Source organism: Gilliamella sp. Pra-s52, assembly GCF_009795805.1.
Classification (GTDB): domain Bacteria; phylum Pseudomonadota; class Gammaproteobacteria; order Enterobacterales; family Orbaceae; genus Gilliamella.
In genome coordinates this window covers 17,717-40,877 of record NZ_WTEY01000004.1, presented here as the reverse complement: position 1 = coordinate 40,877, position 23,161 = coordinate 17,717, and the positions used below count along the sequence as shown (strand labels likewise).

At 34.5% G+C, this 23,161-nt stretch carries 20 protein-coding genes and 1 tRNA gene; 6 read left to right on the top strand and 15 right to left on the bottom strand.

What is annotated here, in order from left to right; translation table 11 throughout:
• Positions 1–750: 750 nt before the first annotated feature.
• The 5 genes from GQ594_RS04765 to GQ594_RS04745 all read right to left on the bottom strand — a co-directional run bounded on the left by GQ594_RS04765 (position 751) and on the right by GQ594_RS04745 (position 8,318).
• Positions 751–1,734 (bottom strand): AEC family transporter, encoded by a 984-nt coding sequence (locus tag GQ594_RS04765; protein WP_160399861.1) that lies wholly within the window; start codon positions 1,732–1,734, stop codon positions 751–753.
• 773 nt (positions 1,735–2,507) lie between these two features.
• On the bottom strand, positions 2,508–3,638 hold the full coding sequence (locus GQ594_RS04760; RefSeq protein WP_160411503.1) for an ABC transporter permease: 1,131 nt from the start codon (positions 3,636–3,638) through the stop codon (positions 2,508–2,510).
• Between the two features lie 5 nt (positions 3,639–3,643).
• Positions 3,644–6,442: a ribosome-associated ATPase/putative transporter RbbA gene (rbbA, locus tag GQ594_RS04755; RefSeq protein ID WP_160411502.1), complete on the bottom strand. Its 2,799-nt coding sequence runs from the start codon at positions 6,440–6,442 to the stop codon at positions 3,644–3,646.
• 13 nt (positions 6,443–6,455) lie between these two features.
• Positions 6,456–7,529 (bottom strand): HlyD family secretion protein, encoded by a 1,074-nt coding sequence (locus GQ594_RS04750; protein WP_160411501.1) that lies wholly within the window; start codon positions 7,527–7,529, stop codon positions 6,456–6,458.
• A gap of 267 nt (positions 7,530–7,796) precedes the next feature.
• Positions 7,797–8,318 carry a DUF2867 domain-containing protein gene (locus tag GQ594_RS04745; RefSeq protein WP_091124885.1) on the bottom strand — a complete coding sequence of 174 codons (522 nt, stop codon included), beginning with the start codon at positions 8,316–8,318 and terminating at the stop codon, positions 7,797–7,799.
• A gap of 263 nt (positions 8,319–8,581) precedes the next feature.
• Between GQ594_RS04745 and argE the strand changes: the two genes are divergently transcribed.
• Complete coding sequence (gene argE / locus GQ594_RS04740) at positions 8,582–9,745, top strand: acetylornithine deacetylase (RefSeq protein WP_160411500.1); 1,164 nt, start codon at positions 8,582–8,584, stop codon at positions 9,743–9,745.
• A gap of 55 nt (positions 9,746–9,800) precedes the next feature.
• Here the strand turns inward: argE and rnz are convergent, their stop codons facing one another.
• A complete protein-coding gene (rnz, locus tag GQ594_RS04735) occupies positions 9,801–10,718 on the bottom strand; it encodes a ribonuclease Z (protein WP_160411499.1) in 918 nt (305 codons plus the stop codon).
• 6 nt (positions 10,719–10,724) lie between these two features.
• Positions 10,725–10,952 (bottom strand): YccJ family protein, encoded by a 228-nt coding sequence (locus GQ594_RS04730; RefSeq protein WP_160411498.1) that lies wholly within the window; start codon positions 10,950–10,952, stop codon positions 10,725–10,727.
• Positions 10,953–11,025: 73 nt separating this feature from the next.
• Between GQ594_RS04730 and yaaA the strand changes: the two genes are divergently transcribed.
• Both yaaA and GQ594_RS04720 read left to right on the top strand, forming a co-directional pair.
• Positions 11,026–11,799, top strand: coding sequence for a peroxide stress protein YaaA (gene yaaA, locus GQ594_RS04725; RefSeq protein WP_160399854.1), 774 nt, complete (start codon positions 11,026–11,028; stop codon positions 11,797–11,799).
• 17 nt (positions 11,800–11,816) lie between these two features.
• Positions 11,817–12,770 carry an AEC family transporter gene (locus GQ594_RS04720; RefSeq protein WP_160411497.1) on the top strand — a complete coding sequence of 318 codons (954 nt, stop codon included), beginning with the start codon at positions 11,817–11,819 and terminating at the stop codon, positions 12,768–12,770.
• 10 nt (positions 12,771–12,780) lie between these two features.
• Here the strand turns inward: GQ594_RS04720 and GQ594_RS04715 are convergent, their stop codons facing one another.
• On the bottom strand, positions 12,781–13,638 hold the full coding sequence (locus GQ594_RS04715; protein ID WP_160399852.1) for a carboxylate/amino acid/amine transporter: 858 nt from the start codon (positions 13,636–13,638) through the stop codon (positions 12,781–12,783).
• 272 nt (positions 13,639–13,910) lie between these two features.
• Between GQ594_RS04715 and GQ594_RS04710 the strand changes: the two genes are divergently transcribed.
• Positions 13,911–15,503, top strand: coding sequence for an ABC-F family ATPase (locus GQ594_RS04710; RefSeq protein WP_160411496.1), 1,593 nt, complete (start codon positions 13,911–13,913; stop codon positions 15,501–15,503).
• Positions 15,504–15,658: 155 nt separating this feature from the next.
• On the opposite strand, the gene GQ594_RS04705 is transcribed toward GQ594_RS04710, so the two are convergent.
• The 3 genes from GQ594_RS04705 to GQ594_RS04695 form a co-directional block, all read right to left on the bottom strand.
• Positions 15,659–15,997 carry a 50S ribosome-binding protein YggL gene (locus GQ594_RS04705; protein WP_160399953.1) on the bottom strand — a complete coding sequence of 113 codons (339 nt, stop codon included), beginning with the start codon at positions 15,995–15,997 and terminating at the stop codon, positions 15,659–15,661.
• A 31-nt stretch (positions 15,998–16,028) separates the two neighbouring features.
• The gene (locus GQ594_RS04700) at positions 16,029–17,333 is read right to left on the bottom strand and encodes a DEAD/DEAH box helicase (protein ID WP_160411495.1); all 1,305 of its coding nucleotides are present in this window, start codon (positions 17,331–17,333) and stop codon (positions 16,029–16,031) included.
• Between the two features lie 442 nt (positions 17,334–17,775).
• Entirely contained in the window at positions 17,776–17,982 is a 207-nt protein-coding gene (locus GQ594_RS04695; protein WP_160399842.1) for a hypothetical protein, read from the bottom strand.
• A gap of 445 nt (positions 17,983–18,427) precedes the next feature.
• On the opposite strand from GQ594_RS04695, the gene GQ594_RS04690 reads away from it, so the two are divergent.
• The gene (locus tag GQ594_RS04690; RefSeq protein WP_160411494.1) at positions 18,428–18,895 is read left to right on the top strand and encodes an STY0301 family protein; all 468 of its coding nucleotides are present in this window, start codon (positions 18,428–18,430) and stop codon (positions 18,893–18,895) included.
• Positions 18,896–19,039: 144 nt separating this feature from the next.
• Here GQ594_RS04690 and GQ594_RS04685 read toward each other — a convergent pair whose 3' ends face one another.
• The gene (locus GQ594_RS04685) at positions 19,040–19,564 is read right to left on the bottom strand and encodes a hypothetical protein (RefSeq protein WP_160411493.1); all 525 of its coding nucleotides are present in this window, start codon (positions 19,562–19,564) and stop codon (positions 19,040–19,042) included.
• A gap of 228 nt (positions 19,565–19,792) precedes the next feature.
• Positions 19,793–19,869, bottom strand: a tRNA-Ile gene (locus tag GQ594_RS04680).
• Between the two features lie 211 nt (positions 19,870–20,080).
• Between GQ594_RS04680 and GQ594_RS04675 the strand changes: the two genes are divergently transcribed.
• On the top strand, positions 20,081–20,443 hold the full coding sequence (locus tag GQ594_RS04675; RefSeq protein ID WP_160411492.1) for a DUF4156 domain-containing protein: 363 nt from the start codon (positions 20,081–20,083) through the stop codon (positions 20,441–20,443).
• Positions 20,444–20,511: 68 nt separating this feature from the next.
• On the opposite strand, the gene serC is transcribed toward GQ594_RS04675, so the two are convergent.
• Both serC and argH read right to left on the bottom strand, forming a co-directional pair.
• Positions 20,512–21,597 (bottom strand): 3-phosphoserine/phosphohydroxythreonine transaminase, encoded by a 1,086-nt coding sequence (serC, locus tag GQ594_RS04670; protein ID WP_160411491.1) that lies wholly within the window; start codon positions 21,595–21,597, stop codon positions 20,512–20,514.
• 158 nt (positions 21,598–21,755) lie between these two features.
• A complete protein-coding gene (argH, locus tag GQ594_RS04665; protein ID WP_160411490.1) occupies positions 21,756–23,129 on the bottom strand; it encodes an argininosuccinate lyase in 1,374 nt (457 codons plus the stop codon).
• Positions 23,130–23,161: the final 32 nt, after the last annotated feature.

Below are 23,161 nucleotides of genomic sequence, written 5' to 3'. Positions count from 1 at the left end.
AATGAAATAATTTTAATTAACAAAAAATTAAAAAAATAGCAATTTGGTTCATTTTTTTACAAAACCACTTATTTTTCTAATGTTTGTTATATCAACTACGTTGAGTTCATTAGTTATGTAGAGTATATTTTGTTCTGATGATATAGTGTTTATTTCTTGCATAGATATTTCATTAACAGACAAAACTGTATTGCTGTCATCTTTTAATAAATTTCTAACAATTGAACCATCAAAAACAGGCGGATTTTCTTCTTACTAAATCAGTGAAAGTAACACTTTTAAATGTGCCATCTATTACTTTAACTTGTAATAGTAACAATCCAAATAGTTTTATGCTCATAAATACTCAAAACAATAAGATACTTTTGTAAAAATTTGAATGATAAACATTTTTTGTAAACAAACCTTCAATGCCTTGCAATAAATATGTTTATCGGATGTATTAACAAAAATACCAAAGAATGCTTAATTATTTATATACTGAAAACCATCATGATGAATCAAATAACGTAACACCCATTGAATATAAAACACGAAAATAAAGAGTATAATTTTCTACGTGAAATTTGTACTAAAAATGGGGTATTTGAAGGCTATTATGTAAATAAAATCATAAAAATAAAAACTTCAATAAAATCAATACCTTTCCTGACGAGTTTTTTATAAAAAGTAAGAAGTGTGTAATAAGTAATAAAAATGCCCTTGTTTAAGTCAAATAAAACAAGAGCATTGATACTTAGTCTTTATTTATTAGGCAACACCAGGAACGGTGAAATCCATAATAAGCAGTAAAGTTGGCAAAATAAAGATAGATAAAACCGTTGATGCAAAGAAAATGCTCGAAGCTTGTTCTTGCTCGACATTCCAATTATAAGCCAAAATCACCGCTGTTGATGCTGTTGGCATGGCTAATAGGAATACTAACTCTTCTGCTTCCATACCTGTAATACCAAATAAGTACACTGAAATAAGCGCAACGACTGGTGTAATAAAGCTTTTTAAAACCACGTTGATCATTAATGGTTTAGATAATTTTAACTGAACTCCGTGAATTCCCACTCCCACAGCAATAAGCGAAATAAAGTTACAAGCGTTAGACATAATGTCAAAAGTATTAAATACAAAATGTGGTAACCATTTAGTACCATCGGTAACACTTACAATTAACCCTAAAATAACGGCCAAAAACATGGGTTTCATGAGTGAGTTTTTTACTGCACTAAAGATCATATCACCAGTAACTTTACCACCAGATAATTTAGTATCACATAATTCTAATAAAAAAATTGTCATCGGAATTAGTGATAATGCAACAACAAAATTAGCAATAGCAACCGAAATAGTAGATGCTGCCCCAAGCATTAACGTCAAAAAAGGGACTCCCATTCCGCCCATATTAGGAAAGCAACACAACATGGCATTCATCGCTGTTGATTTTAACTCTTTATGCAAAATATATTTATTGGTTAGAAAACAAATTATCCATAAAAATGACATAGTGCAGAAAAAAGCGATCATCCAAATACCATTAAATATCTGCGATGGTTTAGCGTGAGACGTATGCACAAAAAGCAACGCAGGAAAAACAAAATTTGATACTAACCCTGATAATAATTTTTTAGAATCTTTTGTGAAAATGCCTTTTTGTACACATAACCAACCAAGAAAGATTAGTAAAAAGACCGGAAGACAAGAACTTACAACTTGCCCAACTGCAGACCAGATTAGATTCATTTTTTTAAAACTCCTAAAATAATATTACTTAAAAGACAAATTCGGTAATGGTCGGTAACTTAAGATTAGAGATTATATTTATAGACCGAGCTAAAATAAGTAGGTACAAAATCGAATATATTTTATTACATGTAAAACGACATTCTTCTTTGTTATAAATTGATATTATTAAATACTATTTCGCACTTACTATGATTATTACTATGTTTAATAAAAGACATTCTTAATTATAAAGTCGTTGTTATATTCAAATATAAAATAGTGTCACTTCGGTTCATTATACTTATTCTTATAGACCTTGTGTGAAGCAAGATCTACAAACAACCTTTAAAAAACAAAAAAACATAGAAATTTGGCTTAATATCAGTAAAAAAAATGGTTTATTTCTTTAAAAAACAAACAAATAAATAAAGTAAAAAACGAATGTTAAAGTATGGTAAAAATTAAAATGTCATTAAAATTACCTAAATAATAGCTCTTATTACATTTTATTTGTTATAATCGCCACTATAATTATGGTTAATTATTTGATTTAAATTGTTTATATTAAATTATCGCTATAAAAATATTTTTCTGATATTTATATAATGAAGGTAAAAATAGAAAATACTATATAAAAATTTGTTTAAAAATAATCAATAAATAATCAATACAATGTAAATCATTTATGTCACATTGTAAAATGCGCAATGCAATTTAAGCTAATTCTAACTTAAAACGTTCTATTTATTTTTATCAAAACCCTCCTCTTTTATTATATTGATTAAAAAATATTATGATCCCATATTGACAATTGAACTACGAAACCGTTTTAAAGCAATTAAAAAGAATACAGTACCAATTGCCAATAACCACGCAAACGAAGTCCAAACCACACTTAAACCAGCGCCACGATAGAGTATCGCCTGACCTAATTCAACAAAGTGCGTTGTTGGTGCAAACATCATAATATTTTGAACTATTTCGGGCATACTTTCTCGTGGTGTACTGCCACCTGATAGCATTTGGAGTGGCAATAAAACTAAAATAAGTAACATTGCAAATTGGGCGGTTGATTTAGCAACGGTTGCCATGAAGATTCCAAGTGACGTTGTCACGAACAAGTGCAATGCCGCCCCTATTAAAAACAAGCTGACCGAACCAGCAATAGGCACATTTAACCAGCTATGAACAACCAGTAACAATGCAATCCAAGTTGATATTAAAACAACAAGCCCCATTGACCATACTTTTGATATCATAATTTCAAATGGTGTGACAGGCATAGCAAGCAGGTGATCAATCGTTCCATGTTCCCGCTCTTTCATTAAAGCAGCACCGGTTAAGATGATCGAGAGTGTTGTGACTATATTGATGATTTCCATTACCGAACCAAACCAAGAACGCGTTAAATTAGGGTTAAACGCGGTATGCATTTGTATGTTAACAGGCAAATTTGTGGTTTTACTGTAACGATTGACATATTCAGTCACTTCGCCTGTAATAATTTGCATTATGTAGCCATTACCAACAAATGCCTGCCCCATCCTTGTTGCGTCAATGTTGAGTTGAATTTCAGGGCTTTGGTTATTGAGCACATCGCGCTGAAAATTAGGAGGAATATTCAACGCAAACGTGTATTTATCAGTATCCATTCCACGATCGACATCATTCATTGAATATAATTTAACAGGAGTATTGAACATTGGTGGATAAAAAGCTGCAATAATTTGCGTTGATAAGGGGGAGTTGTCTTCATCAACAACAGCAATTGATGCATGATGTAACGAATCAGACGTTGCTGTTGCGGCAATATAGATATCAAAGGTAAAGCAATAGGCTATTAATAACAACATGATAGGATCACGCAGTAATCCCCAAAGTTCTTTAATGCCTAAGCGATAAATATTAATTAAACTTTGCATAATACCTACCCTTCTTGCTTTTTAAGAAGAAAAATACTAGCACCAAGCACAATTGGTATTGTTACCAATAAAATAAATATCGAATTATGCAAATCCATAAAGCCGAGTGCTTTGTTAAATACGCCACGAGCAATAATTAGCATATGCGTTGTTGGATAGATTTCACCAATATAACGACCACTACCTTCTAGTGATGCAACGGGATTTAACAGTCCTGAAAATTGAATAGCTGGTAACATTGTTCCCACGCAAGTTAAAAAGATAACCGCAATTTGGCTACGCGTGATCGTTGACGCCAATAAGCCAAAGCCAGTAGAAATAATACAATAAGCAAATGCAGCAAGGCACAATGTAAATAAGCTACCTTTTACTGGCACGCCAAAAATGGTGATTGCCATAAATAGCAATAATAAAAAGCTAAACATGGAAATAACAATATAAGGTACTTGTTTACCTAACAAAAATTCAGCTTTTGTGACTGGTGTTACATATAAGTTGATAATCGATCCCATCTCTTTTTCACGCACGACTGATAACGCTGCTAACATTGACGGAATCATTAATAATAAAATAGGAATAACCGCTGGCACCATAGATGGTAAGCTTTTGATATCAGGGTTATAACGATAGCGTGTTTCTATATTTGCTAAGCTAGTGGATGACTTTCCTGTTACTTCTTTTACTTTTTCGCTTAGCCAAGCAAGGTGCATACCTTGTACATAACCTTTGATTGTTTCTGCCCTTAGTGGCATAGCACCATCAATCCAAATAGCAATATCAACAGGATCACCACGTTGTATATCTCGTCCAAAATTAGGAGGGATTTCTATCGCTAAGGCAATATCATTACTCCGTAATCGGGCGTCCATGTCGTTATAATCAGTGATAGCGTTTTTTTCAATAAAATAGCGTTTAGAACCAGATAAATTAAGCGTATAATTTTGGCTGATGATACTTTGATCACGATCAAGCACTGCAAAACTGAGATCTTCAACATCCATAGTAATACCGTACCCCATTACCAACATTAAAATTGCGGAACCTAATAATGCTAATAATGCTCGTAATGTATCGCGTGATAATTCAAGTGTTTCACGCCATAAGCAGCCTATCATGCGTGTAAAACTAAATCCTTGAAGGTGATTTTTTTGTGATGTTTCAATAGCGTTATTGGTTATGACTTTTGGAGATTCAGTTATTTGTTCTTCAGTGTGACTATCATCAGCCCCAGCATCAACAAGATAACGAATAAACGCGTCTTCTAGTGTTTTTGCCTTTTTAGCGCTGATAATATTATCAGGTGTATCACTTGCTAACACTTTACCTGCATGCATTAACGAAATCCTATCGCACCTTGCAGCTTCATTCATAAAGTGAGTTGTAATAAATACGGTGACTTTGTCTTTTCTAGACAATTCAATGATCAAACGCCAAAAGTCATCTCGAGCAATGGGGTCAACCCCAGATGTTGGTTCATCAAGGATGAGGATTTGTGGATTATGCACCACTGCAACTGACAATGAAAGCCGCTGTTTTACCCCTAAAGGTAAACTATCGGGCAAGTTTTGTGCATCTTGCTCTAAACCAAAGCGTTTAAGCAATTCGTCAATACGCTCAGGTATTTTACTTTCCTCAATACCAAACAAACGTGCATGTAAAACTAAATTCTGTTTTACAGTTAACTCACTATATAAGGAAAAGGCTTGAGACATATAGCCTAAATGGCGCCTAACGTTTATATCACTAGCATCAACAGGTTTACCAAATAGCCACGCTTCACCTGATGAAATCGGTAATAAACCCGTTAACATTTTCATGGTAGTTGATTTACCACAACCATTTGATCCTAAAAAACCAAATATTTCGCCCTGCTTAATTGAAAAATTGACATGATCAACCGCAATAAAATTACCAAACTGTTTGGTTAAGTCTTTTGCTTCTATTGCTATTTGCAAATCTGTATTAAGGTCTAACGGTGGAATTTCGACAGTTTGATAACCTTGCTTGGCATTTTCAGGCATTAACTCGATAAAGGCGTCGTCTAAATTGTCTTTTTTGGTTTTAGCTAGTAATGAACTTGGTGTACCAGTTTCAAGAATTTTACCACCATACATCGCAACCAACCAATCAAAGTTTTGTGCCTCATCCATATAGGCCGTTGCCACAATTACACTCATTTGTGGTCTTTGTTTACGAATCTTGTTGATTAACTGCCAAAATTGCGCTCGGGAAAGAGGATCAACCCCTGTGGTTGGTTCATCTAAAATCAATAGATCAGGATCATGAATTAACGCCGAACATAAGCTTACTTTTTGCTTCATCCCACCCGACAAACGCCCTGCAGGTCTTGATAAAAAAGGGTAAAGACCAGTACTATGCGTTAATTCGTCAATACGACGGCGACGCTCTGCAGCATCATTGCCAAATAAACGAGCAAAAAACTGTAAATTTTCTTCAACAGATAAAGTTGGATAAAGATTTTTGCCTAATCCTTGCGGCATATAGGCAATGCGTGTACAGACATTTTTGCGGTGTGATTTGTCTTTCATATCGCCGTCTAAGACATACACTAAACCGTCTTGAATAACATGAGCTCCCGCAATTAGCGATAATAAACTAGATTTACCCACCCCATCAGGCCCAATAAAACCCACCATACACCGTGGAGGGATGGCTAAATTAATATTATTAAGTGCACAGTTTTTTTTGTAATGCAGTGTGACATTGCTTACTTTTACCACAGCATCATCAATGGATTTAGCTTCATTTAATAAAACTAAATCCTTATTGTCTGAATCTGACATATGCTATCTCCAATTATTCAGTCGGACATTTTGCAATATCAGATAAGCCATCTGGCCATGGCGTTTTAGGATCAAGTTTAACCCAAGCCACACCGGGTAAACCAGTTTTAACTTGAGCTATATAACATTTTAATAATTCAGGGCTTAGTTGCGCTTTAACTCTAAACATCAGCTTTTGACGTTCATCTTTTGTTTCAACTGTTTTGGGTGTAAATTGCGCAACACTTGAAACAAACGAAATCTTGGCTGAAATGGCTTTATCTGGTAACGCATCTAAAATAAGTCTAACTTCGTCACCAATAGCCACTTTACCAGCCACCGTTTCTGGCAAAAAGAAAGTCAAATAGACATCATAAAGATTTACTAAATTTAAAACCTTACCACCAGATGGTAAAACCTCGCCTAACTGTGCAATACGATACTGAATACGTCCATCAACAGGAGCAACTAAAGTACTGTCATCAATATCAGCTTGAATTTGTTTTATATTTGCACTGGCAACATTGATAGCTGCTTTAGCACTATCAACACCGGCCTGAGCAACGGCAATTGCAGCATCTGCTGCTGTAACTTGCGATTTTGCAGAATCTAACGCCGCTTTAGCGTTATTAAATTTGGCGGTATCATCATCGAATTGTTGTATAGATAATGCGCCTTTTTGATAAAGTGTGCGAGTCCGTTGTAAATGCTTAGAAGCAATATCTAAATCGCTTTCACGCTGACTTACACCGGCTTGGGCTGCAACTTTATCGCTCATTTTTAACGCGACTTGTGCTTGGGCGCTTGTTTCATTACTTATTGCTTGCCCATATTGTGCTTGCGCTTCATTTAATTGAGCTTGTAAGGTATCGGTTTGCATAACAACAAGTTGTTGCCCTGCTTTAACAAAATCGCCCTCATTAACGTTAATTTTTTCTATTCTGCCAGCTAATTTTGTCGAAATATTGATTTCGGTCGCTTCAATACGTCCATTGCCACTGACAAAGTCCGCACCATATCCGTCTGTTTTAAATTGTTGCCATAAAATAAAAATGATAGCGACAATAACGACTGTAATAATAATCCCTTTTCTGCTTATTTGTTTCATGAATAACACCTTATATTTTAAAGTGATTTATAACAAAGCTTAACGAAATAACAAATCGTTATAGGCTATAATTGTATTGATTAAATAATATCAAATGTTTATGGCAAATAATATCTGTTCATAAAACAATCGCAATAAAAGCTAAAAAATTAAGCTAGATGGTTTTATATTTTATTTATAGATTTGAAATTAATAACATCATTATATTATGCAATAAAGCTGATATGCTCATTGCAAATTGATAAGTTATTTATAATAAAAGACTTATTATTTTATATTTTCAAATAATTTATTAACAATATAAGGATGTAAAATAGCAACGGGTAACATATATAATTTCCCCCAGATATTGTGATTTTTAACTGATGCAATTAAATATACTGTATTTTTACTTATGTCATTACCTTTATCTACAACACGAATACAAACACAAACATCTAAATGGCAATCTTTTACAACTAATGTCAATTTATCGTTGGTTTCCTCTGTTATGGTAAAAAAATCGGCCATATTGCTTTCGTCTGGTTGATGCTTATCTTCCGCAGAACTATCAAATCCATTAATCGCTTTGACACCGATTAATTTCACTAAACAATCCCTTATTTTAAAGAGTATTTTTAGCCATCTAGGTTGATAAGATGTCATCATTTTATAAGCTTCATAGGCTGTCAATTTTTTAGAAATATCTTTTTTTTGACAATCTAAATAATCGATTTCTTCTGCAATAAAGCTTACATTATCAGGTAATGTTTGCCGTACTTTTATAATATTGTTTTGTTTATTTTTCATATAATTATTCCCCTTCCTCCTATTGTATAAAATGCTTATCTAAAACATGAATAAAAATCATAAAAAAACACCACATTCAACAAATTTAGCAGTCAATTTAACTCCTAATCAGCTAACTATGCATTAGTTAATCTACATATTGAATACTATCAAAACATAAAACATTAATTGAAACAACATGATTATTTATATGCAAAAAATAATGTAAATGCTATGCTTGTAGCCTTATAAAAGACATATCTTCAATTTATCATTTAAAGGTGATGTTTATGGCGCTTCCCTCTTTTTTAACGCTTTACAATGAGCTTATCTCGACTCCAACAATCAGTAATGTCACGAACGAAGAATTAGATTATTCAAACCAACCATTTATTGAAAAACTAGCCACTTGGTTTGAAGATTTAGGTTTTACGGTTGATATTCAACCAGTTCCTAATACTCGCCACAAATTCAATATGCTAGCCACTTATTCCAATAGCGAAAATACAACACAAGGCGGGTTATTGTTAAGCGGACACAGTGACACCGTTCCGTTTGACGAAGGACAATGGACTAAAGAACCCTTTAAACTAACCGAAGAAAATAACAAACTATATGGACTTGGCACCGCTGATATGAAAGGTTTTTTTGCCTTTATTTTAGATGCGCTACGCGATATTGACCTTAAAACACTCAATAAACCGATTTATGTTCTTGCAACTGCCGATGAAGAAACATCCATGGCAGGCGCAGCATTTTTTGCCAAAAATACCAAATTACAACCTGACTGCACTATTATTGGTGAACCCACTTCGTTAATTCCTATACGAGCTCATAAGGGGTTTATCTCTAATTCAATTAAAGTGATCGGCAAATCAGGACATTCAAGTGACCCCGATAAAGGCATTAATGCTATTGAAGTAATGAATTTAGTTATTGAACGCTTATTGATACTCAAACAAAAATTTAAAGAACAATATCACAACGACGGATTCAGTGTACCTTACCCTACCCTAAATTTAGGTGTTATTCACGGTGGTGACGCTGCCAATCGTATTTGCGGTTGTTGTGAACTGGTGATTGATATTCGTGTATTACCCGATAACGATGTTGATTCACTGTATCATGCACTTTGCGAAGCACTACAACCCGTTATGGATAAATACCCAAATCGAATTGCTATTGAATATGAAGTCGCCCCAATTCCCGGTTATGAGTGTAAAAAAGATCACCCCGTATTACAGCATATTGAAACGTTAGTCGGTCATAGTGCACAAACAGTTAATTACAGCACTGAAGCACCATACCTAAATCAAATTGCCCCAACAATTGTATTGGGTCCGGGTTCAATTGAGCAAGCACACCAACCCGATGAGTTTATTTCAATGGACTTTCTAAAACCGACTAAAACAGCAATAGAACAATTGATTAAGGATTTCTGCCTTTAGCTTTAGATACTAAATTATGCAAACGCCGACAATGTCGGCGAAAAGACAAAATAGCTTAAATAGTGAATGTTGAAAAATCGGTAGCAATTTCAGTGTTAGCAAAAACACTTCTTGCTTCATTAACTAATTTATTATTATCATCTAAACTATATCTAGGACTAATATGCGTCATAATAAGTCGCTTAGCATTGGCTTGTTTAGCAATAGTTGCAGCATGAATGGTTGTCGAGTGCCCGCGTTCGATTGCTTTGTCTTCTAGTGCATTTTCTTGCGTTGCTTCATGAACAAGCAAATCCACACCGTTAGCAAGCGTAATTGATGTTTGACAAGGTATGGTATCTCCTAAAATAGCTAATTTTTTACCTTTTTTCATTTTACTTTGATAATCAACACCACGAATAATGCGCCCATCATCTAAAGTTACTGTTTTACCATTTTTTAGATCATTATAATAAGAACCAATCTGAATGTTGTCTTGCTTTAATTTATCGATATCAAGCTGAGCTGGCAGATCTTTTTCAATAATACGATAGCCAAAACACGGCACGCGATGTTGTAATAATTTAGCTTCCACTCGGAACCGTTCATCTTCAAAAACTGTGCTGTCTTGTTCAAGCTCAACAATATTAAGAGTATAAGTTAACCAAGAGTAGCTAATTTCGATCACAGTTTCGATAAATTGCTTAACCCCTTTCGGTGCAATCAAGGTTAATGGCGATTGATTTTGCATCAAAGAACGCGTAGTTAATACACCAGGTAAACCAAACAAATGATCGCCATGCAAATGCGTTAAAAAAATAACTTCGAGTTTGGCAAGGCTGAATTTGGCTTTTTGCATTTGCATTTGAGTTGACTCACCACAATCAAAAAGCCATAGTCCATGTTGCTCTTGCCTAAGATCTAGCAGCATACTACTGACATTGCGTTGCGCAGTTGGAGACCCAGCGCTTGTCCCTAAAAAAGTTAAATTCATAACGACCTAAATATTTTTACGTTCGATGGTTTGTTCACCCCAAAACAGTTTATCAGCTTTTGTTTTGGCAAAAGCACGTTTTAAGACTTCATCACTACCTTCTGACCAAATTTGTTCAGCAAGCACTTCATCATGATTAGCTAGTTCAAAAATCGCCTCGGCAATTTCTATTGATGTGTCACGAACTGTTGCCCAAGCACGGATATCATGCATATCTTTTTTGGTTGAGTTCATTTTTTTACTCCTTTATGATGGGATTAAGTGTAAAATAAACCTAATTGAAGAAAATTACAATAGGTTACTTTTTATGCTTACCGTGATATCACCCGCTAAAACACTTGATTACCAAAGCCCGTTAACTACTAAACAAAACACCTTGCCCCAATTTATGCACCAATCTGAAAACCTAATTGAAGACTGCAAAAAGCTAAGTTCTAAAGATTTAGCTACATTAATGTCAATTAGCCCCAAATTGGCCGAACTTAACTATGAACGCTTTCAAACCTGGCATCGTGATTTTAATCTTGAAAACGCAAGGCAAGCTATACTTGCTTTTAAAGGTGATGTTTACGAAGGATTGCATGTTGAAGATTTTACTCATAAAGAGCTCGAATTTGCACAAAACCATTTACGCATACTGTCAGGGCTTTACGGCATATTAAGACCACTAGATTTGATTCAACCTTACCGTTTAGAAATGGGGATACGGTTAAAAAATGGTAATAACAGCAATCTTTATCAATTTTGGGGTGACCAATTAACCAACCATTTAAACGGTGAGCTGACTAAGTCAAAAAATCGAACCCTAATTAATTTAGCATCAAATGAATATTTCAAAGTGATTAAAACTAAACAACTAAACGCTAACATCATTCAACCGATCTTTTTAGATCAAAGTAAAAATACCTATAAAGTTATCAGTTTTTATGCCAAAAAAGCACGTGGACTTATGAGTCGATACATTATAAAAAATAGCATTGAAAATAGTGATGATATTAAAAGTTTTAATCTAGAGGGCTATCAGTTTGATTCTAAACGATCAACTGACTTAGAATGGTACTTTATTCGTAATCACAAATAAAAGAATAAAAAATAGCAATGGAATTTTTGACCACATTATGGGCACAGTTTTTATCCACTCTGCCCTTATTTGTATTGATTTTATTAGGTTTTTCAGCGGTTAAATTAGGTCACTGGCAAAAAACAGTAACCGATAGCTTAACCAAATTTACCTTTTATATTGCGTTTCCGATTATGCTATTTCAGATCATGAGTCACTTTTCTGAACAGTCACAGATCGATATAAACGTGTTACTTGTCTTTTTTGGGGCTTCGTTTGTTGTCTTTGCATTTGGTTGTCTAATTGCGTCAAAGTTATTTAAATTAAATGGTTCAGAAAGTACGCTTTTTGCTATGGGAGGAATTTATACTAATACTGTATTTGTTGGTATCCCTATTATCAAAATGCTACTTGGCGACAAAGCCATTCCCATTGTTGCTATTATTGTTATATTCAACGCGCTCATTTTATGGACACTCGCTACGGTATCAATTGAATTTGTTCAAATGGGGAAATTTTCGGGACAAAGCTTTATCAAAGCATTAAAGAACATATCCAAAAACCCTATAATTCTTGGTATATTTGTTGGAATTGTAGTGAACTATATACAATTACCTATGCCAAAATTCATCAATCAATCAACCAAAATGGTTAGCGATATGACAGCGCCACTTTCGCTCATTGTGCTAGGAATGGGACTGGCAGAATACAAAATTCGCGATAAACTTCTAGTAACAACGGCGATTTGTTCATTAAAATTGGTCATATTACCCATAGCAACTTATATTTTAGGCAAATTAATCGGCTTACCAACATTAGAATTACAAGTAGTCGTATTACTCAGTTCAGTATCAATTGCGATAAATTGTTATATGATGGCACGGCAATTTCAGGTGTTACAAGGTCCAATTGCTTCGAGTTTGTTAATATCAACGGCACTGTCTTCTATCACAACGCCGTTAATTTTATCAATTATGACGCATTTACCTTAAGGCGGGCAAATTAATGTGCGACACGTTTTGTGATTTTGTAGTGCAGCAACAATGCCAAAACAATAACAATACTACCCAATAAAAAACGTAACCAATCAATGGATTGGTGCCAAATTACAACATTTACTAAAATCCCCGTTGGGATAACCACATTATTCATAATTGCCAAAGTCCCCGAATCGACTTTGGTTGCGCCAAAATTCCATAAAAAATAACATAAACCTGATGCAATAACACCAAGCCAAACAATAATGCCCCATTGTAAATTAGTTGTGGGTAATTTTGACCAATCGCCAAATAACCCCCACCCCAAAGCAGCAACAATCACCGCACCAAAATAAACCCATGCAAAAGCTTGATGCTGTGGCATTGGGTAAATTTCCATAATCCTTTTATACCCTACTTGTCCTAAAGCAAAAACAATATTAGCCCCTTGGATCAATAAAAAGCCGATAACAAAATCACGGCTAATATAGTCATAACGAATAATTGCCGCTCCAATTACCGCAATAATAGCAGTAAACAGATAACTCATTCTAAGTCGATGACCTTGCAATAAATCATAAATAACCGTGACATAAATTGGTGTAAAAATAGTAAATAACAACACTTCAGGTACTGAAATATATTGAAAGGAATTATAATAAAAAAAGTACATAATCCCCAATTGACAAGCCCCAACGCCCATTAAAAGAAACATCTGTTTAAAATTAATATTTTTAAAACGTAAAAATGGAATAAATGTTACAAAAGCCAACAACACGCGCATTACTACAGCAAACCAAGTATCCACCTGTCCACTTAAATAAACAGCAATAAAACTAAACGAAAATGACCAAACAATCGTTACAAAAATAAGGTAAACCATAATTAATTCATATAAACAATGACAAATGGAATGCATCGTATCAATTCACTTAACAGTTGTAAACTTTATATTATAAAAATTGATTACAAAAATAAGTTATATAATAATCAATATAAAAAATAAAATCCCAGTCATAAACATCAGCAACAAATCAAAGATCCTCAAACAAGTTTTATTATGGCATAATATGCGCCAATTCATATTTCCGCGACTTTGCTCAAAGGCTAATTATTACTTGTGAGTGGAACGCATGTTAAAGAGAGTAAATTCTAGTGTTAAGTACAAATAACATCACAATGCAATTTGGCAGTAAGCCATTATTTGAAAATATCTCGGTTAAATTTGGTAATGGCAATCGTTATGGTTTAATTGGCGCCAATGGCAGTGGTAAATCGACTTTTATGAAAATTATTGGTGGTGATTTAGTCCCAACCTCTGGCAATGTGGCTTTAGATCCGCATGAAAGACTAGGTAAATTACGCCAAGACCAATTTGCTTTTGAAGAGTTCACGGTACTTGATACGGTAATTATGGGACATACCGAATTATGGCAAATCAAACAGGAACGTGATCGCATCTACTCTCTTCCTGAAATGAGCGAAGAAGACGGCTTTAAAGTGGCTGATTTAGAAACTCAATACGCCGAAATGGATGGCTATAGCGCCGAAGCACGCGCAGGTGAATTATTATTAGGCGTTGGTATTCCAATTGAACAACACTATGGTTTAATGAGCGAAGTTGCCCCCGGTTGGAAACTGCGTGTATTATTGGCACAAGCCCTATTTTCAAATCCTGATATATTATTGCTTGATGAACCAACCAATAACTTAGATATTGATACAATCCGCTGGTTAGAAGACACTCTAAATCAACGTGAAAGTACCATGATCATTATTTCGCATGACCGCCATTTTTTAAATATGGTCTGCACGCATATGGCCGATATGGATTATGGCGAGCTTCGCATCTATCCTGGTAACTATGATGATTATATGACAGCATCAACCCAAGCAAGAGAGCGCTTATTAGCAGATAACGCCAAAAAGAAAGCACAAATTAGTGAACTACAATCCTTTGTTAGCCGCTTTAGTGCCAATGCCTCTAAATCAAAACAAGCAACATCGCGAGCAAGGCAAATTGAAAAAATCAAATTAGAAGAAGTCAAGGCCTCTAGCCGTCAAAATCCATTTATTCGTTTTGAGCAAGATAAAAAACTATTCCGTAATGCGCTTGTTGTTGAAAACCTGACCAAAGGTTTTGATAATGGTCCACTATTTAAAAATTTAAATCTAATGGTCGAAGTGGGCGAAAAAGTCGCTATTTTAGGGACTAACGGTATTGGTAAATCCACATTATTAAAAACCCTAATGGGGGAATTAACACCAGAACAAGGCGACATAAAATGGTCTGAAAACGCCAATATTGGTTATTACGCACAAGATCATGAATATGAATTTGACGGAGACCTTACCGTATTTGACTGGATGAGCCAATGGAAGCAGCCAACCGATGACGAGCAAGCCGTACGTAGTATTTTGGGTCGATTGCTGTTTTCGCAAGATGACATAAAAAAACAGGTCAAAGTGCTATCAGGTGGTGAAAAGGGCCGTATGTTATTTGGTAAATTAATGATGCAGCGCCCAAATATTATTGTTATGGATGAACCAACCAATCATTTAGATATGGAATCGATTGAATCACTTAATATGGCATTAGAGCTTTATCAAGGCACACTATTTTTTGTTTCACACGATCGTGAATTTGTTAGTTCATTGGCAACACGCATTGTTGAAATCACACCTGAAAAAGTCATTGATTACACAGGTAATTATGAAGATTACTTGCGTAGCCAAGGGATTGAATAATTAGCCACTCTAGTGGCTATTGCTTTTTACTGTCTTACATTACTTTAAGACAGACTTTATCCATTTTTTAAATAACAGTCAGTAAAACCAATTCAGCCAATAAAGATAGCCACATCAGTTAGTGGCTAGTTTACTTCAATTGATTACTTAGCAAATTAAAAATCTAACTCATCCCACCAAATATCGATAAGTGGACTGGTTTTAACATTTTTTAAACCCTGACTTTCAAGCCATTTTGTGACAATGTCACGATGTTCATCAGTACAGTTGCCAAGTTTTTGAGTACAAATAATGCCTTGCCAATTTAAATAACCACTACCCTCATAAGCCAAACCATTGGGTTGAATAGCTTCAAGAATAAATTGATCAACAATATTATCTAAAGTTTCTTCGGTTGTACCTTCGTCAAACGACCAACTAACAGTAAAACCTAACTCTTTAAACTCGTCGATGTGTAATTTTTTTCGTAAACGTCTGCTACGATTAACCATAATAATTTCCTTCTTTTTTCTATTAAATATTCGTTTATTTACTTCTTGTGTAATGCTGTCTGTTAGCTGATTTCACATTATTTTGTTTTGGTTGCAACGATCGGTGTGCCGTTGAGCTTCCTCTTTTGGGGGAAGAACGCCTTGCTGAGGATTTTTTAACAGGCTCTGGTTTTATTCTAGGATCGACTTCAAACCCTTGCGTTATCAGTTCTGGGATGGCTTTTTTAATCAGCTTTTCAATCGCTTTTAATTGTGGAAGCTCATCAACACAAACTAACGAAATAGCTTGCCCTTGATTTTGCGCACGCCCTGTTCGACCAATGCGATGCACATAATCTTCAGCTACTTGTGGTAATTCATAATTAACAACATAAGGCAATAACTCAATATCAAGCCCACGAGCAGCAATATCAGTTGCCACTAACGCCCTGATTTGCCCTGTTTTAAAATCCGCTAATGCTTTAGTGCGAGCTCCTTGGCTTTTATTACCATGAATTGCAGCAGCCTTAATACCATCTTTGGTTAATTGATCTGCCAAATGATTAGCGCCGTATTTAGTGCGAGTAAAGATTAGTACTTGTTGCCACTGATTTTTACCAATTAAATAAGACAGTAACTCACGCTTACGACGTTTATCAACCCGATGCACATATTGTGTGATCTGCTCTGAAGCGCTATTGGTTTTAGCAACCTCAATCAATTTTGGTGAATGTAAAATTGTTTCTGCCAAAGCTTTTATCTCGCTTGAAAAAGTCGCTGAAAACATCAAGTTTTGACGTTTTTTAGGCAACTTAGCGATCACACGACGAATATCATGAATAAAGCCCATGTCTAACATACGATCGGCTTCATCCAATACCAACATTTTAACAGTAGCAAGATCCACCGCATTTTGTTGTACTAAATCAAGCAACCGACCTGGTGTTGCAATCAAAATATCAACACCACCACGTAACTTCATCATTTGTGGATTAATACTCACGCCACCAAATACCACTAACGAACGAATGGGTAAATAACGGCTATAATCGCGTATATTTTCGCCGATTTGAGCAGCCAGTTCGCGCGTTGGAGCTAAAATCAAGGCATATAACGGACGTTTGCCTTTTGGGTTACCCGATTTATTGTTATTTTGAACTTGTTGGTCAAGCAGTTTTTGCAAAATCGGCAAACCAAAGCCTGCCGTCTTTCCTGTTCCAGTTTGCGCACTGGCCATCAGATCATTGCCTAATAAAATAACCGGAATAGCTTGTTGTTGAATGGGAGTTGGTGTTGTGTAGTTCTGTTCGTGAATTGCTTTTAAAATCTCGGTATCTAAACCAAGAGAGTCAAATGACATGAAATGCTTCCTAAAATAAACGAAAAAATAAATTATCCTCATTCATTATAAAACAATTCAATAATAAATGTCTGACTATTTAAATAATATTAGCGCTTAACCCATTTTATAAACAAAATCGTTATTACATCAACATTGATAACACACAGAAAAAACGTCAGAAAAGATAGTGATTCTATTGAAATTTTTATCTTATATTTTTAAATAAAATTAAGCTTTTTTGATATTATTATCGTTTTATATTATTAGGTTTATAGGTCTTGTTCAAAGTCGTGTTATTTGTTTGTTCTAAACTAGAGCAAACAAACCATCTCAATACTTTAACAGGCGTTACATAAAAATATTAATGCATAACTATGCCAAGTATCCTCAAATCAAGGCAGACGCTACAAACAAAAAAGGCAACCTAATGGCGGCCTTTAATTGCATTAAATGAGTAAAATTACTTTTTATCTGGATGAGGATCTTTAACTGAGTCACCCTGTCCAGTCATAATATACCAACCATTTTTGCTATGTGGTTTTTTATTATAATCAGGGCAAGGAGGTAACGATTTCTTACTTTGGTTTGAATAAATATAACCACAGTCAGCGCACTTATAAGTGCCAGACGAAACATCACTACCATATGGAGCAAATTTGTGTACCATTCTAAGACCCTCCAAGTTAAATAACGACAAGCCCAATGCTTATCACTGTATATATAAACGCCGATTTAAGAAAAAATCAAGTGCATTTTTTAAACAAGTAGCCAATTAAACTAACTATTTGAGGCTCATAAAAAATTGTCAGAAAAGGGATTGATTTTATTGAAATTTTTATATTTTCTTTTTAAACAAAAGCAAACAATTAATAGTGCTATCATTTTGGGGTATTGGGATCATTTGGTTTGTTTAAGGTGATATTATTTTGGCTAAAAATTGTCAAATAAAAACTTCAATAAAATCAATCCCTTTTCTGACCGTTTTTTATCACTATTAAATATCCACTAATAAGTTCCAATACATTTAAAAACCAGAACGTCCCCTTTCACGCTTGACGTTATTAATAGTATAGGCATAATTACTCATTCAATACTTTATCAGGATCTATCCCATGAAATATAAAATAATCACTCTTAGTATTGCTGTTTTGGCTTGGGTTAGTACTTTATCCTCAGCCCAAGCTGATGAAATAACTTGCCCAAGCTCAGTGACAATTAAATCGTCTCATCTTAATATTGATAACCTACCTAACGATTGGATGGTTTCTGAAAAGAAAGATACATTACTATTGCTTGATGGTGCTGGCGTCTATTCCGACAACCCAGCAAAAAAGATCCAACAAAAACCCGAAGACGGTATTATTGATGGCAAACAACATCAAGCAACTTGGAGCGTAAACACCATTTACGACGAAGGAGGTAGCTGGGTTAGCTGCAGTTACAACTATGAAGAAGTAGAATTAATCAAAAAAATCAACCCAATCATGAGAAGCTGCTGGGAAATCGATTCTATGGATCAATTCGATCGATTGCATATCACAATTAAATGTAGCGCTAGTGAGTTGCAAGAGGTTAAGTAGGTGTTTAAATAAACATGGCGTTATCAATAATTAACGCCATGTTTACATGAAAGGTTAAAATTAAATATATCAGCAAAAGCTTTTCAAGTCACTATTGGTTACTACATACCTTAATGAAAGTAAATAACCGTAAGTTAATTACTACTATTTATTGTTAATTTTTCCTGATAAAAATGTAACCAAAAGCTTTATTATTTTTATAATAAGAAGAATAAAAAAATAAATGACAAAAAAAAGTACAAAGATATAACTCCACAAAATAAAAAAAACAAAGAAATCAACTAGAAAATAATCTGTATCAATAAATAAATAGGCGGCATTATCTAAATCTTCCATAGTCAAATAATTGATGAAAACTAAAAACATGTACAGCCCTATAATCGATATAATGGCAAATACAAATAATAAAAATTTAATAATTAACGATTTAAATGAAGTTGATTTATTATCTTTAGGACCAAATAAGATCATTTTGACAGATTTAATAAACATGGTAATCAAAAAAAACAAGTAACAAATCATTGCAACTATCATCACAAAACCTGCACTACCTGCTTGTTCACAATCATCAGCACGCATGTAAAATATGTAAAATAACAAAAATATTCCATAGCTAATTAATAATTCTTTAACTAATTTTCTATCTTTTAAGTACTCTTTAATTTTCACAAACACTCCCTACACCAATTTCTAATTAAATAAATCTGTATTTGCCTAAGCCAGAATATTGTTAATAATTATATCAATTTTAAACTCAATTAATTAAGCTGAAAATAATGCATCATAAGTTATTTAGTTTCAATCATTATTTAATATGTATTTCGTTGTTGTTTTGATTTATGTTACTAGTTTATAAATAAATTTTGGTGTTAATTTATTGATTATATTGCTCTAGAATGGTGGCCCCTACTGGACTTGAACCAGTGACCAATCGATTATGAGTCGACTGCTCTGACCAACTGAGCTAAGGGGCCATTTGGATGTGCTACTGAGTTAGTAGGGTTGCGATTATAATAGAGTTAAATCGAATTTGCTACAATTAATTAATAAAACAAGTTGATTTGGTTATTTATTAATCTGTATTTTATTAAGTTTTATGCTAATTTAATTACTGATATTTTTTGTTTAACTAAACTGATACAATAATTTAAGTTATTATTCGTTGTTATATTGGATGAGGAAATTATGTTTATCAAAAAATCACTAGTTATCGGCGTTGCAATATCAGCAACGCTGCTTTTAAGTGCTTGTAGTAACTCTAATCATCAACTTACCTCTGCTGGTAGTCATCAGGTTAAATTCATCGATACAAAGCCTGCCGCTTCTTGTCAATTATTAGGTAAGGCTGAGGGGCGTCGTAGTAGTTTCTTTTCAGGAGTAAAAACGCATAGCGAGCTTATTCGTGATGCCGCGACAGAACTGATGAATAAGGCCGCTGAGATGGGAGGAAATGTGATTTACAATGCACAAGATACGTCTATGCAGTACATTTCAGATATTGCACCAACAGATGCAGTTATGGTTGGTGAGGTTTATAGTTGTAAATAATTTGTCACTAAAAAGCAGGAGGTTTTTCCTCCCTTTTGGTTATTGATACTTCTTAGTAAAATCTTAAATTAACCATTTTGTTTTTCAAATTGTCGCATAAAATCAATTAAATAATTTACACCATCTTGATCCATGGCATTATAAATAGATGCACGCATTCCTCCAGCAATTCGGTGACCTTTTATACCTATAATGTTAGCTTGGGTTGCTTCGCTTACAAATTTTTTATCCAATTGTTCATTTGGTGATAAAAAGGTGACGTTCATTATTGATCGATTAGCTTTAGAAACCGTATTTCTATAAAAACCGGATTGATCGATAAATTGATAAAGTAATTGCGCCTTGGCCTGGTTTCGTTGTTGCATTGCTTTTAGTCCACCAAGGTTTTTAATCCATTTAAAAACTAAACCAGACATGTACCATGCAAATGTAGGCGGTGTGTTAAACATGGAGTCGTTGTCTAATAAGATTTTGTAGTCTAATATTGATGGTAGGATTTTTTGTGCATAGCCAATTAGGTCTTCACGCACAATAACTATAGTGATACCTGATGGGCCGATATTTTTTTGTGCACCAGCATAAATGATGCCATATCTGCTTATATCAATAGGTTGTGATAATATGCACGAAGATAAGTCAGCAACAACAGTTTTGTTGTCAAAATTAGGTTCTTCGAAGATTTGAACGCCGTCGATTGTTTCGTTTGGACAATAGTGTACATAAGCAGCGTCATTATTTAATTGCCATTCTGACATGGGTTTGATAGCGGTTAATCCATCTTGTTTAACAATAACATTTTGTTCATTAATTTTGCAATATTTGCTAGCTTCTTTGGCGGCACATTGGCTCCAGTAACCGCTGTTAATGTAGTCTGCACTGGTTTTATTCCCTAAAATGTTTAGTGGTACGGCGGCAAACTGTGCTCTGGCCCCTCCCTGACAATAAAGGATTTTGTAATTATTAGGGATGTTTAAGATTTGACGCAGATCATTGCTTGCTTCAATAGCACATGCATCAAAATCTTTACCTCTATGGCTTAATTCCATGACCGATGCGCCAGTATTATGCCAATTTAATAATTCAGCTTGAACTTGTTTTAATACATCTGTAGGTAATTTTGCAGGACCTGCACTAAAATTATAACTTTTATTCATTGCAATTCACTTTAATCCATTCAAAAAAGAGTTCTATTCTTGCACTGTCTGCACAGATATACAATCAGATTTTTTATAACAAAATCGCATAGAAGTGAATACGTTAGTATAAAAACGCCAGCAGATGCTGGCATAACGTTATTGAGGAGTTTAGTTGATTATGATAATTGTTGTTTTGCAACTTCAATTGCTGATTTTACTTGTTGTGGCGATACACCACCTTTAGCACAACGTTTAGCTAGGCAGGATTCTAATGATAATACTGGGTAAACGTCACTTTCAATCACTAAGCTAAATTTCTGTAATTCTTCAAGTGAGAGTTCTTCAAGTGCTTTTTGTTTTGCAATAGCCTCTACCACCGCTTCACCAACAATATGGTGAGCTTCTCGAAATGGTATGCCTTTAGCAACGAGATAATCAGCCAGTTCGGTCGCATTAGAATAGCCTTGTTTGGCCGCTTCTTCGCAATTTGTGTAATTAATTTTAATATCTTCTAACACTAGTGTAGCCATATCCAAACATTCTAGCCAAGTATCAAGCGCATCAAATAGGTGTTCTTTATCTTCTTGTAGATCTTTATTGTAAGCCAGAGGTAATCCTTTGAAAGTCACTAATGCTCCTGTTAGCGCACCGACAACTCGCCCTACTTTGCCACGGATCAATTCTAATGCATCGGGATTCTTTTTTTGTGGCATAAGTGAAGATCCCGAAGTCACACGATCGGATAGTTCAACAAAATTGGCTTCGCCACTATTGAAAATAATAAGATCTTCAGCAAAACGAGATAGATGTATCATACCTATTGAAGCATCATTTAATAGTTCAAGAATGTGATCACGATCAGACACAGAATCTAAACTGTTATTAGTTGCTTGGGTAAACCCTAACCAATGCGCTAGTTGGTCACGATCCATTGGATAGGCTGTTCCTGCTAATGCACCTGAACCTAAAGGACTAACATCAAGACGTTTTAATGTATCTTCTAAGCGACTAACATCACGACTAAGCATTTCAAAATAGGCTAAACACCAGTGGGAAAACGTTATTGGCTGGGCTCGTTGTAAGTGGGTATAACCAGGCATAATCGCATTTTGATGTTGTTCTGCTGTTGTAACTAGTGATTGTCGCAACTGATTAATTGCATTAATTAAATGAGAAACTTGCGTTTTACACCATAGTTTTAGGTCAGTTGTCGATTGGTCGTTACGACTTCGTCCTGTGTGTAATTTTTTACCTAAATCACCAATTTTTTCGATCAGTCTTTGTTCAACCCAGCTGTGTATGTCTTCAGCATCACTTTGTAAAATCTGTTTAGGAGCTTGTTGAACTGAAAGTAGTAATTCATTTAAGGCTTTTTCTAGTTTTTTTTGCTCATCATAAGATATAACGTCAACGGTCACCAATGCTTTTGACCAAGCAATCGAACCAATAATATCTTGCTCAGCAAGACGATAGTCAAAGCGTAATGAGTCATTAAAATGTTTAAACCTTTGATCTGCCGCTTGGCTAAAACGTCCACCCCATAATGCCATAATTACCTCAATATTATTTTAATGATTAGTTA

Excerpts from the sequence above, each read along its gene's own strand:
- GQ594_RS04765 (WP_160399861.1), bottom strand. The coding sequence starts at position 1,734 with ATGAATCTAATCTGGTCTGCAGTTGGGCAAGTTGTAAGTTCTTGTCTT.
- GQ594_RS04760 (WP_160411503.1), bottom strand. The coding sequence starts at position 3,638 with ATGCAAAGTTTAATTAATATTTATCGCTTAGGCATTAAAGAACTTTGG.
- rbbA (WP_160411502.1), bottom strand. The coding sequence starts at position 6,442 with ATGTCAGATTCAGACAATAAGGATTTAGTTTTATTAAATGAAGCTAAA.
- GQ594_RS04750 (WP_160411501.1), bottom strand. The coding sequence starts at position 7,529 with ATGAAACAAATAAGCAGAAAAGGGATTATTATTACAGTCGTTATTGTC.
- GQ594_RS04745 (WP_091124885.1), bottom strand. The coding sequence starts at position 8,318 with ATGAAAAATAAACAAAACAATATTATAAAAGTACGGCAAACATTACCT.
- argE (WP_160411500.1), top strand. The coding sequence starts at position 8,582 with ATGTTTATGGCGCTTCCCTCTTTTTTAACGCTTTACAATGAGCTTATC.
- rnz (WP_160411499.1), bottom strand. The coding sequence starts at position 10,718 with ATGAATTTAACTTTTTTAGGGACAAGCGCTGGGTCTCCAACTGCGCAA.
- GQ594_RS04730 (WP_160411498.1), bottom strand. The coding sequence starts at position 10,952 with ATGAACTCAACCAAAAAAGATATGCATGATATCCGTGCTTGGGCAACA.
- yaaA (WP_160399854.1), top strand. The coding sequence starts at position 11,026 with ATGCTTACCGTGATATCACCCGCTAAAACACTTGATTACCAAAGCCCG.
- GQ594_RS04720 (WP_160411497.1), top strand. The coding sequence starts at position 11,817 with ATGGAATTTTTGACCACATTATGGGCACAGTTTTTATCCACTCTGCCC.
- GQ594_RS04715 (WP_160399852.1), bottom strand. The coding sequence starts at position 13,638 with ATGGTTTACCTTATTTTTGTAACGATTGTTTGGTCATTTTCGTTTAGT.
- GQ594_RS04700 (WP_160411495.1), bottom strand. The coding sequence starts at position 17,333 with ATGTCATTTGACTCTCTTGGTTTAGATACCGAGATTTTAAAAGCAATT.
- GQ594_RS04695 (WP_160399842.1), bottom strand. The coding sequence starts at position 17,982 with ATGGTACACAAATTTGCTCCATATGGTAGTGATGTTTCGTCTGGCACT.
- GQ594_RS04690 (WP_160411494.1), top strand. The coding sequence starts at position 18,428 with ATGAAATATAAAATAATCACTCTTAGTATTGCTGTTTTGGCTTGGGTT.
- GQ594_RS04675 (WP_160411492.1), top strand. The coding sequence starts at position 20,081 with ATGTTTATCAAAAAATCACTAGTTATCGGCGTTGCAATATCAGCAACG.
- serC (WP_160411491.1), bottom strand. The coding sequence starts at position 21,597 with ATGAATAAAAGTTATAATTTTAGTGCAGGTCCTGCAAAATTACCTACA.
- argH (WP_160411490.1), bottom strand. The coding sequence starts at position 23,129 with ATGGCATTATGGGGTGGACGTTTTAGCCAAGCGGCAGATCAAAGGTTT.